Below are 11,887 nucleotides of genomic sequence, written 5' to 3' on the forward strand. Positions count from 1 at the left end.
AGGCGTCGGCGCATCGGCTCAGTGGCAGCGCACCAGGATCGCGGTGATGTTGTCCGAGCCGCCGCCGTCCAGCGCCGCGGCCACCAGCGTATCCACGCATTCCTGCGCGCTGCAGTCGTCGTGGCCCAGCGTGGCGGCGATGCCGGGGTCGGCCACTTCCTCGGTCAGCCCGTCGCTGCACAGCAGCAGTTGCATGCCCGGGCGCAGTTCGCCGGTCATCGTGGCCACGTTGAGGTGCAGCGGATCGGTGACCCCCAGCGCCTGGGTGACGACGTTGCGGTGCGGGTGCGCGCGTGCCTGCTCGGCGGTCAGCGCGCCTTGCGCGATCAGCTCCTGCACATAGCTGTGGTCCTGGCTGAGCTGGGCCAGCTTGCCGTCGCGCCACAGGTAGGCGCGGCTGTCGCCGACCCAGGCCACTTCGAAGCGGTTGCCCTGCACCCGCGCGGCGACCACGGTGGTGCCCATCGGCAAGCTGTCGTTGCGCCGGCGCGAGGCGCGGATGATCTCTTCGTCGGCGATGCGGATCGCCTGCGCCAGCGGCGTGCCGCCGCGCACCTCGCGGACGATGGCCTCGCGCGCCAGCGCGCTGGCGACCTCGCCGCAGGCATGGCCGCCCATGCCGTCGGCGACCAGCCACAGGCCGAGCTCGTTGTCGCCGTAATAGGTGTCCTCATTGAGGTCGCGGCGCAGGCCGACGTGGGTGAGGTGTCCGAATTCGATCATTGCATGCCCGCGGCCGGCCTGGCGTCCTGTCATTCAAACGGCATCATCGCGGCCCAGCGGACATCAGGCAATCGTCGGCCGTGCCGCGGAGCAGGCGGGGTTCATGGCGGTACGGGCGCTGCCGGGCGACGCGCCGCTTGTCCGCGCGCGGCGGGAACCGTATGATGCACGCCCCCGGTCCGCCGGGGACCACCCGGGAAGGTGGCAGAGCGGTTGAATGTACCTGACTCGAAATCAGGCAGGCGTTTATAGCGCCTCGGGGGTTCGAATCCCCCCCTTCCCGCCAGTTTTTGCAGAAGGCCCCGTCAGGGGCCTTTTGTTTTTGACGGCCGCGGCCATGCCGCGCCGACATGGCTTTAAGGCCGGCTCTTTACACTTCCTCTCAACTCTCGCCTGGGTGTGCCCATGTCCGAAATCCTCGTCCCCGTGTCCTTCGGCGAACTGCTCGACAAGATCGCCATCCTGCAGATCAAGTCCGAGCGCATCGGCGATGCGGCCAAGCTGGCCAATGTACGCGCGGAGCTGTCGGCGCTGGAAAGGACCTGGATGGCGCATCCGGCCGCCAGCGCCGACGTCGCCCGCCTGCGGCTGGAGCTGAAGGCGGTCAACGAGCGCCTGTGGGTGATCGAGGACGAGATCCGGATCAAGGAGAAGGCGCAGGCCTTCGACGAGGAATTCATCAAGCTCGCGCGTAGCGTGTACTACGAGAACGACGAGCGCGCGCGGATCAAGAAGGAGATCAATCTGGCGCTGGGTTCCAGCTACGTCGAAGAGAAGTCCTACCAGGACTACCGCGGCGCGGCGTCCTGAGCTAGGGCGTGTCATCGATTTCCGAGTAGGGTCGCGTTGGCCTGACAGGCCCGACCCGCAGGGCCACTCTTGCGCGTGCACGCTACCCTGTCATCGCTCTGGCGTGGACACTGTGTTCCCTTCTCATCCCTTTTTACCCGTGAGCGCGCAAGAGTGGCGCGATCCGCTTGGGGATTGATGACGCGCCCTAGCACCCGGGAGGCGTCGCCGCCTCCCGCAGCGGCCCATGCGGGCCAGGGACGGGTGGATCAGCCGCGGGCGACCAGGATTGCGGTCAGCCGGCGCACCAGCGGCAACGCCAGCAGCAGGGTGGGGAAGGCGATCAGCCACGACAACGCCCAGGCGCCCAGCCATAGCGAGTACACGCCCGGCGCCAGTCCTACCGTGCGCAGCGTACTGATCATCGAGACCACGCAGGTCATCAGGATCGACAACAACAGCGGCATCACCCAGCCGGCATGGCGGGAATGCAGCTTGCGCGGGAAAAACCGAGGGGAACTAAACATGCTGCGAACTCCGTAAGCCGGCCGAAGCAAAGGCGCCACCCGTGGGCGCCGAGGCGCTGACGGGAAACGGCCCCGGACGAATCCGGCGCCGTTGGCGCGTTGCTTGACGTTAAACGCTTACGGCGGCGTCCGCAGACCGAAGTGGTGGCGAACGCGTACGCGCGTAGTAAGGCCACGCTCGGCCTGCCCACAAGCCGGCTTACATGCCCTGGTCGGTGCGGTAGCGCTCGAACGCGGCGATCGCGTCGTCCACGCCGATCAGCGCCATCGCCGCGTCGCATTCGATCTTGCTGCCCCATTTCAGTTCTGTGGCCGGTTTGCCTAGGAACTTGCGCGCCGCCGCGTCGTACTTGTCCACGCAGTAGCGGATGTCCGAATAAGGGCCGCTGCGGTGTGGGTTGCTGGCCGCATGCAGACCCAGCACCTTGCTGCCCACGGCATTGGCGATGTGCATCGGACCCGAGTCGGGGGTCATCACCAGCGCGGCGCGTTGCAGCAGCGCCGGCAGTTGCTTGAGCGTGTCGCGGCCGACCAGATCCAGCGCCGGCGCGCGCATCGCCGCGACGATGGCGTCGGCCGTGCTGCGCTCCAGCGCGCTGCGCCCGCCGCACAGCACGACCCGCCAGCCCTGCGCGGCGGCGTGATCGGCGACCGCGGCGTAGCGGTCGGCGTACCAGTTGCGGCGCACGTGGCTGGAACAGGGAGAGATCAGCAGCGCCGGGCGGCCTTCCTCGGGCCATTGCGCCTGTGCCCAGGCGTGCGCGTCGTCGGGAATCGGCAGGTCCCAGCGCACCTCGGTCTGGTGCAGGCCCAGCGGTTCGCAGAAGCTGCCGATCGCGTCGAGCACGTGGATGCCGGGGCGGTCGGGGATGCGTTCGTTGACGAACAGGCCATGCAGGTCCTTGGAGCGGCTGCGGTCGTAGCCGATGCGGCGGCGCGCGTGGACGAACGCGGACAGCACGTTGGCGCGCAGCGCCACCTGCATCTGCAGCAGCGCATCGAAGCCCTGCGCCGGCAGTTCGCGGCGCAGCGCGCGCATGCCGGCCAGGCCGCTGCGCTTGTCGTAGGTGTGGAAAATCACTCCGGGCAGGCCGTCGAGCAGCTTGTGCCCGGGCTGGTCGATGATCCAGTGCAGCGGCGGCGCGGCGGGCCAGGCGCGCTGCAGGGTGCGGACCAGCGGCAGCACATGGGTCACGTCCCCCAGCGCCGACAGGCGCAACAGGCACAGCGAAGGGAGCGTTGCTGCCATGGTGTTGTTAGACTCGCTGAATGGTTGCATTCGACGCCACCGAAGCGCTGACGCCGTACCGCGAGGGCCGCGGCTATGGCGCCATTCTGTTCGACCGCCAACGGCTGCGGCAAGCCGAGCCGGCGCTGTTCTCGGCCGCGTACTGGGCCGAGCGCGCGCGCCCGGTGGACGAGGGCGGCCGCGGCGGCGCCTGGTTCGTCGATGCCCCGTTCGGCGCCAGCGTGCTGCGCCAGTACCGGCGCGGCGGCCTGGTCGCCAAGCTCAGCCGCGATCGCTACCTGTGGTCCGGCGCCGACCGCACCCGCAGCTTCGCCGAGTTCCGGCTGATGCGCGCGCTGATCGCGCGCAAGCTGCCGGTGCCGCGGCCGCTGGCCGCCTGCTACCTGCGCCAGGGGCTGCGCTACCGCGCCGCGATCCTGATGGAGCGGCTGGAAGGGGTGCGTTCGCTGGCCGATCGCGCCCATGTCGCCGGCCGCGGCGCGCCGTGGGAGGAAACCGGGCGGCTGGTCGCGCGCTTCCACCGCGCCGGGCTGGATCACGCCGATCTCAACGCGCACAACATCCTGTTCGACGGCAACGGCCGCGGCTGGATGATCGATTTCGACCGCGGCGTGCTGCGCATTCCGGCCACGCGCTGGCGCGAGCGCAATCTCAAACGCCTGCACCGCTCGCTGCTGAAGCTGCGCGGCGAGCGCAGCGTGGACGAGGTCAACAAGGACTACGCGCGCCTGCGCCGCGCCTACGACCTGGCCTGGAACCGGGGCTACTGATGGCCTGGGCGCTGCGCTTCCAGGGCGTGGGCAATGCGTCGGCGGTGGAGCTGGGGTCGCCGATGGCCACGATCGAGCGCGACGGTGCGCCGTGGCTGAGCATCGATTGCGGCGGCGAGGGCCTGAGCGCGTACCAGGCGCATTACCAGGCGATGCCGCAGGCGCTGTTCGTGACCCATGTGCACCTGGACCATGTGGCCGGCTTCGAACGGCTGTTCGTGGACGCCTATTTCTCGGCGCGGCGCGGCAAGGTGCGGGTGTACGTGCCGGCGCCGATGGTGCCGCTGCTGCATCGCCGGATCGGCGACTACCCGAACGTGCTGGCCGAGGGCGGCGCCAATTTCTGGGATGCCTTCCAGCTGATCGCGGTCGGCGATGCGTTCTGGCACGACGGCGTGCGGCTGGAGGTATTCCCGGTACGCCACCATTGGCCGGAGACCGCCTACGGGCTGCGCCTGCAGGGCGCGCTGGTGTGGAGCGGCGATACCCGGCCGATCCCGGAAATGCTGAGCCGTTATGCCGGCGACGGCGAGCTGGTCGCGCATGACTGCGGCCTTCACGGCAACCCGTCGCATACTGGGGTGGATGACCTGGAACGGGACTATCCCGCCGAGTTGCTGCAACGCATGATGCTGTACCACTACGCCAGCGCCGAGGATGCCGAGGCCCTGCGCGCGCGCGGCCACCGCGTCGCGCGGCCGGGCGAGTGCGTGGCGCTGGACACGCCGCGCGCGCCGCAGGTGCCGGCGCCATGAGCGCCGTGTTGCGCCCGCCGCTGCCGCGCGCGCCCATCGCGCCGTTGGATCGGCTGGGGCGGCCGCTGCGCGACCTGCGCCTGTCGGTGATCGAAGCCTGCAATTTCCGCTGCGGCTACTGCATGCCGGCCGACAAGGTGCCCGACGACTACGGCTTCGATGCGGCCTCGCGGTTGTCGTTCGAGCAGATCGAAACGCTGGTGCGCAGTTTCGTGCGCAACGGCGTCAGCAAGCTGCGCCTGACCGGCGGCGAGCCGCTGCTGCGCCGCGACCTGCCCGAACTGGTGCGACGCCTGGCGCGCATTCCCGGCCTCGACGACCTGGCCATGACCACCAATGGCTCGCTGCTGGCGCGGCACGCGCAGGCCCTGCGCGATGCGGGATTGCGCCGGGTCACGGTGAGCCTGGACGCGATCGACGCGGCGAGCTTCCGGCGCATGTCCGGCGGCCGCGGCGAGGTGGCGCAGGTGCTGGCCGGCATCGACGCCGCCAGCGCGGCCGGGCTGGGACCGGTGAAGATCAATTGCGTAGTCCAGCGCGGCATCAACGACGACCAGGTGCTGCCGCTGCTGGCGCACTTCCGCGGCAGCGGCCACGTGCTGCGCTTCATCGAATACATGGACGTGGGCACCTGCAATGCCTGGCGCCGCGAACGGGTGGTGCCGTCGGCCGAATTGCACGCGCGCATCGCCGCCCGCTGGCCGTTGCGCGCGCTGGACCCGCATTACGCCGGCGAAGTCGCCGCACGCCATGCCTTCGTCGATGGCGGCGGCGAGATCGGCTTCGTCAGTTCGGTCAGCGCGCCGTTCTGCGGCGACTGCCATCGCGCGCGGGTGTCGGCCGACGGCCAGCTCTACACCTGCCTGTTCGCCGCCGCCGGCAGCGACCTGAAGCCGGCCCTGGCCGGCGGCGAGGACGCGCTGGCCGAGCGTGTGCAGGCGCTGTGGGGCCAACGCGGCGATCGCTACAGCGAACTGCGCGGCGATGCGCGCGGGGCGCGCGGCAAGCACGTCGAGATGTTCCTGATCGGCGGATGAGCGCAGTGGACGAGCCGCTGAAGCACCGATTGTTCGCGCTGGAGCTGGAATTGCTGGAGCCGGCGACGCGCGCCTCGGTGGCGCGGTTGTCGGCGCTGCTCGACGAGGCGTTCGTCGAATTCGGTGCGTCCGGGCGATGCATCGACAGGCAGGTGCTGCTGCAGGCATTGCCGGCAGAGGCAGGCGCGGTCCGCTATCGCGCGTTCGATTTGCAGGCGTGGTTGCTGGCGCCGGATCTGGCGCAATTGCGCTATCGCAGCGAGCGCCGCGATGGCGACGACGCCGGCGCGCCGGTGCGGCGTGCGCTGCGCAGCTCGCTGTGGCGCTGCCGCGACGGCGAATGGCGCATGCTGTTCCACCAGGGCACGCCGATTCCCGGCGCCGCCTGAGCAGGGTGCCGTGGGAGCGGCAGCGCAGCCTATGAGCGAAGAAAAGGCCAAATACGCCGTCGCGGCGAGCAAGAGGCTGACCCATCTGGACCCGCAGGGGTTGCCGACGATGGTGGACGTCTCGGCCAAGGCCGTCACCGCGCGCGTCGCCGTGGCCGAGTCGCGGGTGCGCTTTCCCGCCGCGGTGGCCGCGCAATTGCGCGCCGACGCGCTGCGCAGCGCCAAGGGCGGCATCGTCGACACCGCGGTGATCGCCGGCACCATGGCGGTCAAGCGCACCCACGAACTGATCCCGTTCTGCCATCCGCTGCCGATCGACGGCTGCCGTTTCGCGATCGACTGGGCCTCGCCGCAGGTGCTGCGCATCGAATGCACGGTGCGCACCGTGCACCGCACCGGCGTGGAGATGGAGGCGCTGACCGGCGCCAGCGTCGCCGCGCTGACCGTCTACGACATGTGCAAGGCGCTGACCCATGCGATGACGATCGGCCCGATACGGCTGCTCGGCAAGCGCGGCGGCAAGCGCGACGTCGGCAGCGTGGCATGAGCGTGCGCGTCACCGTGCTGTATTTCGCCAGCCTGCGCGAGGCGTCGCGGATCGAGCGCGAACAGGTGCAGACCGCCGCAGCCGACCTGCGCGCGCTGTATGCTGAACTCGACGCGCGGCACGGCCTGCGCTGGCCGTCGCCGCGCCTGCGCGTGGCCGTGGACGGCGCCTTCGTGGGCTGGGACGAGGCGCTGCGCGAGGGCAGCGAAGTGGTGTTCATTCCGCCGGTCTCGGGAGGCTGAGCGATGTCCGACACGCACCGCTTCCATCTCGCCGACCGCGCCCTCGACGTCGCCGCGCTGCGCGCGCTGCTGGCGCATGCGCGGGCCGGCGCCTACGCCAGTTTCGAAGGCTGGGTGCGCGACCACAACGATGGCCGCGCGGTCGATGGCCTGCGCTACGAGGCGTATGCGGCGCTGGCCGAGGCCGAAGGCCGGCGCATCGCCGACGAAGCCCTGGCCCGCTTCGACATCCTCGACCTGCGCTGCGTGCACCGTATCGGCGAGCTGGCGGTCGGCGACCTGGCGGTGTGGGTGGGCGTGGTCGCGGCGCACCGCGACGCCGCCTTCGGCGCCTGCCGCTACGTCATCGACCAGGTCAAGGCGCGGGTGCCGATCTGGAAGCACGAGCGCTACCGCGAGGGCGATGCCGGCTGGTTGCATCCGGAGGCGTAGGGCTGTGGTCGCGCCAGCGATGGCGCCTGAGCCGAAGGCATGCGCGCGACAGGTGCATGGATCGGCCGCTGTGGCGTTCTTCAAAGAGAGGAGGGTGGCGACCCCGCCGGTTGACCTCGGCCGGTGTCAACGACTGGCCAGGATCGACGCTTGCGGCACGGCGCGGCACACAACCGCAGCTTGCCAGCAGCACCACCCGGTCGAAGTGACCGCATGGACTTGGCGGGTGTGTTTTCAGGGAAAAGGTGGCGACCCTGCCGGCTGACCTCGGCGCCCGCGTCGATCGATACGCGCCGTGGGGCTACCGCCGTTGCGGGGATGGTTGCGCCGTCGCCACGGCCGGTGCCAACGACTGGCCAGGATCGACGCTTGCGGCACGGGGCGGCACACAACCGCCGCTTGCCAGCAGCACCATCCGGTCGAAGTGACCGCATTGACTTGGCGGGTGTGTTTTCAGGAAAAGGGTGGCGACCCCGCCGGCTGACCTCGGCGCCCGCGTCGATCGATACCGTTGCTGCCTTCCGGCCCTGGCGGAGTTTTCGACCTAGCGTCGCGAGGGGCCGACGGGGCCACCATAGACACGAAACCGCGCCAGTGGCGCGGTCTTTCCCTTTGAACGCTTTCGCCAGCGGCGAAGCAATTCTGCGAGGGAAGCACAATTCGAATCTGGCGGAGAGAGGGGGATTCGAACCCCCGAAGCGCGGTTTAGACGCTTACACACTTTCCAGGCGTGCTCCTTCAACCACTCGGACACCTCTCCGGGCCTGCCGGCGCGACTAGCCGACGGCAGGGGCGGGATTCTAGCCGTCGCGGGCGCCGTTAACAAGGACAGCGCTCTGCGCGGGCGGGGACTTGCCGCCGGGGTCCGTCGCCGATCGCGGAAAAAGCGCCGGCTGGGCGGCATCCACCCCCGCAGCGACGGGCCGGTCGCTGCCGCCGCTGAACGATCGACGCGGCGCGGCGTGGCACAATGGCGGTTCAGATGAAGACGGTTGCCTGATGTCCTATCTCGTTCTCGCCCGCAAGTGGCGCCCCAAGCGTTTTGCCGAGCTGGTGGGGCAGGAGCACGTGGTCCGCGCGCTCACCAATGCGCTGGACAGCGGGCGCGTGCACCACGCGTTCCTGTTCACCGGCACCCGCGGCGTCGGCAAGACCACGATCGCGCGGATCTTCGCCAAGTCGCTGAACTGCGAGCACGGCACCAGCGCCGATCCGTGCGGGCAGTGCCCGGCGTGCCTGGACATCGACGCCGGCCGCTATATCGACCTGCTGGAGATCGACGCCGCGTCCAATACCGGTGTGGACGACGTGCGCGAGGTGATCGAGAACGCGCAGTACATGCCCTCGCGCGGCAAGTACAAGGTGTACCTGATCGACGAGGTGCACATGCTGTCCAAGGCAGCGTTCAACGCGCTGCTGAAGACGCTGGAAGAGCCGCCGGAGCACGTCAAGTTCTTGCTGGCGACCACCGACCCGCAGAAGCTGCCGGTGACGGTGCTGTCGCGCTGCCTGCAGTTCAACCTCAAGCGTCTGGACGAGGAGCAGATCCAGGGGCAGATGACCAGGATCCTGGCCGCCGAGCAGATCGAGGTCGATGCTTCGGCGATCGTGCAACTGGCCAAGGCCGCCGACGGCAGCCTGCGCGACGGCTTGTCGCTGCTCGACCAGGCTATCGCCTACGCCGGCGGCGCGCTGCGCGAGGACGTGGTGCGGGCGATGCTGGGTACGGTCGACCGCACCCAGGTCGGGGCGATGCTCGAGGCGCTGGCCGATGGCGACGGGCAGCGCCTGCTGCAGGTGGTCGCCGGGCTGGCCGAGTTCTCGCCGGACTGGGGCGGGGTGCTGGAAGCGCTGGCCGAGGCGCTGCACCGGATCCAGGTGCGGCAGCTGGTGCCGGGCGCGGCGGTGGCCGGCCTGGACGGATTGGACCCGGCGCCGTTCGCCGAGCGCCTGCGTCCGGAAATCGTGCAGCTGTGGTACCAGATGGCTTTGAACGGCCGCCGCGATCTGTATCTGGCGCCGAGTCCGCGCGCCGGGTTCGAGATGGCGGTGCTGCGCATGCTGGCGTTCCGCCCGGCGGGTGCGGCGCCGTTGCCGGCCGCGTCCGGGTCGGGTACGACCACGGAAGGCCTTGCGCCTGCAGCGCCCGTGGCTGCGGCACCTGCTGCCACGCCGTCCAGCGTCGCCACGCCGTCCGTCGCCGCGATGCCCGCGCCCGCCGCACCGATGATGGCGCCAGCGCCAGCGCCGGCAGCGGCTGCGTCTGCTGTCGCAGCGAAGCCGGCACCGGCGCCCGCACCGATCGCGGCGCCCGCCGTGCTGGACCCGCCGTGGGAAACCGCGGCACCGGTACCTGCTCAGACACCACCGGCATTGGCGAAGCCTGCCGCGCCTGCATCCGCCCCTTCGCCCGAACCGGAAATGGCGATGGTGCCGCCGCGGGCCGTCGCTGAGCGCACGCCCCCCGAATACGCCGCGCCGCGCGTATTGCACGCGGCCGAGGACTGGCTGGAACTGGTCGCCGATTGCGGCCTCACCGGGCCGTCGCGGCAGCTCGCCGCCAACTCGGCCTTCGTCAGCCACGCCGACGGCGTGCTGCGGCTGTCGCTGTCGCCGGGCTTCGAATACCTGCAGTCCGAGCGCTCGCTCGGCGAACTGGCCGCGGCGCTGGCCGACGCGCTGGGCAGCCGGCCGAAGATCGTGATCGAAAGCGGCATCGCGGTCGATGCCGAAACCCTGCACGAGCGCTCGCACCGGCAACGCGGCGAGCGCCAGAGCGCGGCCGAGACCGCGTTCCTGCAAGACCCGGCAGTGCAAGTGCTGATCCAACAGCAAGGCGCGCGGGTCGTACCCGATTCCATCCGCCCTTACCAAGAGTAATCAAGCATGCGTGGGAACATCGCCCAATTGATGCAGCAGGCGCAGAAGATGCAGGAAAACCTGCAGCGCGCGCAGGAAGAACTGGCCCAGCTGGAAGTCACCGGCAGCGCCGGCGGCGGCATGGTCAGCGTGACCCTGACCGGCGCCAAGGAATGCCGCAAGGTACGCATCGATCCGAGCATCCTCTCCGACCAGGAGATGGCCGAGGATCTGATCGCCGCCGCCTTCAACGATGCGTCCAACAAGATCGACGCCGAGTCCAAGTCGCGGATGGGCGCGGCCACGGCCGGCATGCCGATTCCGCCGGGCATGAAGCTGCCGTTTTGAAGTCGGGACTCGGGACTCGGGACTGGGGACTCGTAGAAGCGGGCCGTTGCACGCGTCGCCTTTCAGGACATGGCACTGCGATCAGGCGCTACCCCAGCGTCGCTTTTTCGAGTCCCGAGTCCCGAGTCCCGAGTCCCGACCAGCAATGAGCTCCTCGCTGCTAGAACAACTCATCGAGGCATTCCGCGTGTTGCCCGGCGTCGGGCAGAAGTCGGCGCAGCGCATGGCCTATCACGTGCTCGAGCGCGAGCGCGAAGGCGGGCTGCGCTTGGCGAACGTGCTGGCCGAGGCGGTGGAGAAGGTCGGCCACTGCACGCAGTGCCGCGATTTCAGCGAGACCGAGCTGTGCGCGATCTGCGCCAGCGCCAGCCGCGACCGCCAGCAGCTGTGCGCGGTGGAGTCGCCGGCCGACCGCCTGGCGATCGAGCATGCCACCGGCTACCGCGGGCTGTACTTCATCCTGCAGGGGCGGCTGTCGCCGCTGGACGGCGTCGGGCCGCGCGAACTTGGCCTGGACCGGCTCGGGGCGCGGCTGGCGCAGGGCGAGATCGCCGAGTTGATCATCGCCACCAATTCCACCGTCGAGGGCGAGGCCACCGCGCACTACCTGGCGCAGCTGGCACGCCGGCACGGGGTGCGCCCGAGCCGGCTCGCGCAGGGCCTACCGCTGGGCGGGGAGCTGGAGTACGTGGACCGCGGCACGCTGTCGCACGCCTTCGGCAGCCGCAGCGAGGTTCCGCGCGGCGGCGCAGGCGAGTAGCGGCACACTTTGCAATGGCTGCGTACCGTCGAATTGGGCTATAACGACTGCCCCTTTCCGCTGTGCGAGCCGGCCCATGGACACCATCTTCGGCAAGATCATCCGCCGCGAAATTCCCGCGAGCATCGTGTACGAGAACGACGACGTGCTCGGCTTCAAGGACATCGCGCCGCAGGCGCCGGTGCACGTGCTGTTCATTCCCAAGCAGGTGGAGATCCCCACCCTCGACGACCTGGCACCGGACCAGGCCACCCTGGTCGGCAAGCTGGTGCTGGCCGCGGCCGCCTACGCGCGCGAGCAGGGCCTTGCCGAGGACGGCTACCGGGTGGTGATGAATTGCCGCGAGCATGCCGGGCAGACCGTGTTCCATCTACACCTGCACCTGCTGGCCGGGGCGCCGCTGGGCCGTTTCGGCACGCCCTGAGCTGCCGCAGCGGCGCGAAGTGCCGCGGCGCTGCCG

The 11,887-nt window shown here is 70.0% G+C and carries 15 protein-coding genes, 2 tRNA genes and 1 other RNA gene; 13 read left to right on the forward strand and 5 right to left on the reverse strand.

Annotation, left to right across the window (positions count from 1 at the left end; translation table 11 throughout):
- Nucleotides 1-18: 18 nt before the first annotated feature.
- Nucleotides 19-723, reverse strand: coding sequence for a PP2C family protein-serine/threonine phosphatase (locus KHF85_RS04885; RefSeq protein ID WP_284568714.1), 705 nt, complete (start codon nucleotides 721-723; stop codon nucleotides 19-21).
- A 195-nt stretch (nucleotides 724-918) separates the two neighbouring features.
- Between KHF85_RS04885 and KHF85_RS04890 the strand changes: the two genes are divergently transcribed.
- A tRNA-Ser gene (locus tag KHF85_RS04890) sits at nucleotides 919-1,009 on the forward strand.
- Nucleotides 1,010-1,128: 119 nt separating this feature from the next.
- On the forward strand, nucleotides 1,129-1,533 hold the full coding sequence (locus tag KHF85_RS04895) for a DUF6165 family protein (RefSeq protein WP_284568715.1): 405 nt from the start codon (nucleotides 1,129-1,131) through the stop codon (nucleotides 1,531-1,533).
- A 248-nt stretch (nucleotides 1,534-1,781) separates the two neighbouring features.
- Here the strand turns inward: KHF85_RS04895 and KHF85_RS04900 are convergent, their stop codons facing one another.
- Nucleotides 1,782-2,039 carry a DUF2798 domain-containing protein gene (locus KHF85_RS04900; protein WP_284568716.1) on the reverse strand — a complete coding sequence of 86 codons (258 nt, stop codon included), beginning with the start codon at nucleotides 2,037-2,039 and terminating at the stop codon, nucleotides 1,782-1,784.
- 199 nt (nucleotides 2,040-2,238) lie between these two features.
- Nucleotides 2,239-3,288 carry a glycosyltransferase family 9 protein gene (locus KHF85_RS04905; protein WP_284568717.1) on the reverse strand — a complete coding sequence of 350 codons (1,050 nt, stop codon included), beginning with the start codon at nucleotides 3,286-3,288 and terminating at the stop codon, nucleotides 2,239-2,241.
- A 20-nt stretch (nucleotides 3,289-3,308) separates the two neighbouring features.
- Here KHF85_RS04905 and KHF85_RS04910 point away from each other — a divergent pair, with 20 nt between their 5' ends.
- The 7 genes from KHF85_RS04910 to KHF85_RS04940 are packed head-to-tail and all read left to right on the forward strand — an operon-like array spanning nucleotide 3,309 to nucleotide 7,460.
- Nucleotides 3,309-4,058, forward strand: a complete 750-nt coding sequence (locus KHF85_RS04910) for a 3-deoxy-D-manno-octulosonic acid kinase (RefSeq protein WP_003468576.1) — start codon at nucleotides 3,309-3,311, stop codon at nucleotides 4,056-4,058.
- Entirely contained in the window at nucleotides 4,058-4,813 is a 756-nt protein-coding gene (locus KHF85_RS04915) for an MBL fold metallo-hydrolase (RefSeq protein ID WP_284568718.1), read from the forward strand. Before KHF85_RS04910 ends, KHF85_RS04915 begins: the two co-directional genes overlap by 1 nt.
- Nucleotides 4,810-5,850 (forward strand): GTP 3',8-cyclase MoaA, encoded by a 1,041-nt coding sequence (gene moaA, locus KHF85_RS04920; RefSeq protein ID WP_284568719.1) that lies wholly within the window; start codon nucleotides 4,810-4,812, stop codon nucleotides 5,848-5,850. Before KHF85_RS04915 ends, moaA begins: the two co-directional genes overlap by 4 nt.
- A gap of 5 nt (nucleotides 5,851-5,855) precedes the next feature.
- Complete coding sequence (locus tag KHF85_RS04925; RefSeq protein ID WP_284569477.1) at nucleotides 5,856-6,239, forward strand: nuclear transport factor 2 family protein; 384 nt, start codon at nucleotides 5,856-5,858, stop codon at nucleotides 6,237-6,239.
- Between the two features lie 31 nt (nucleotides 6,240-6,270).
- Nucleotides 6,271-6,786 carry a cyclic pyranopterin monophosphate synthase MoaC gene (gene moaC, locus KHF85_RS04930; RefSeq protein WP_284568720.1) on the forward strand — a complete coding sequence of 172 codons (516 nt, stop codon included), beginning with the start codon at nucleotides 6,271-6,273 and terminating at the stop codon, nucleotides 6,784-6,786.
- Nucleotides 6,783-7,028 (forward strand): MoaD/ThiS family protein, encoded by a 246-nt coding sequence (locus KHF85_RS04935; protein WP_284568721.1) that lies wholly within the window; start codon nucleotides 6,783-6,785, stop codon nucleotides 7,026-7,028. Before moaC ends, KHF85_RS04935 begins: the two co-directional genes overlap by 4 nt.
- A 3-nt stretch (nucleotides 7,029-7,031) precedes the next feature.
- On the forward strand, nucleotides 7,032-7,460 hold the full coding sequence (locus tag KHF85_RS04940) for a molybdenum cofactor biosynthesis protein MoaE (protein ID WP_284568722.1): 429 nt from the start codon (nucleotides 7,032-7,034) through the stop codon (nucleotides 7,458-7,460).
- Between the two features lie 470 nt (nucleotides 7,461-7,930).
- Here the strand turns inward: KHF85_RS04940 and ffs are convergent.
- Both ffs and KHF85_RS04950 read right to left on the reverse strand, forming a co-directional pair.
- Nucleotides 7,931-8,027, reverse strand: an RNA gene (gene ffs, locus KHF85_RS04945) — signal recognition particle sRNA small type.
- A 100-nt stretch (nucleotides 8,028-8,127) separates the two neighbouring features.
- Nucleotides 8,128-8,220: transfer RNA gene (locus tag KHF85_RS04950), tRNA-Ser, on the reverse strand.
- A gap of 239 nt (nucleotides 8,221-8,459) precedes the next feature.
- Between KHF85_RS04950 and dnaX the strand changes: the two genes are divergently transcribed.
- From dnaX to KHF85_RS04970, 4 genes are all read left to right on the forward strand, one after another.
- On the forward strand, nucleotides 8,460-10,340 hold the full coding sequence (gene dnaX / locus KHF85_RS04955) for a DNA polymerase III subunit gamma/tau (RefSeq protein WP_284568723.1): 1,881 nt from the start codon (nucleotides 8,460-8,462) through the stop codon (nucleotides 10,338-10,340).
- A gap of 6 nt (nucleotides 10,341-10,346) precedes the next feature.
- Nucleotides 10,347-10,667: a YbaB/EbfC family nucleoid-associated protein gene (locus KHF85_RS04960; RefSeq protein ID WP_003479775.1), complete on the forward strand. Its 321-nt coding sequence runs from the start codon at nucleotides 10,347-10,349 to the stop codon at nucleotides 10,665-10,667.
- Nucleotides 10,668-10,812: 145 nt separating this feature from the next.
- Nucleotides 10,813-11,427 carry a recombination mediator RecR gene (gene recR / locus KHF85_RS04965; RefSeq protein ID WP_284568724.1) on the forward strand — a complete coding sequence of 205 codons (615 nt, stop codon included), beginning with the start codon at nucleotides 10,813-10,815 and terminating at the stop codon, nucleotides 11,425-11,427.
- A gap of 76 nt (nucleotides 11,428-11,503) precedes the next feature.
- Nucleotides 11,504-11,851, forward strand: coding sequence for a histidine triad nucleotide-binding protein (locus tag KHF85_RS04970; protein ID WP_053836358.1), 348 nt, complete (start codon nucleotides 11,504-11,506; stop codon nucleotides 11,849-11,851).
- The last annotated feature ends 36 nt before the right edge of the window (nucleotides 11,852-11,887 follow it).

Source organism: Xanthomonas graminis pv. graminis (assembly GCF_030168915.1).
Lineage (GTDB): Bacteria > Pseudomonadota > Gammaproteobacteria > Xanthomonadales > Xanthomonadaceae > Xanthomonas_A > Xanthomonas_A translucens.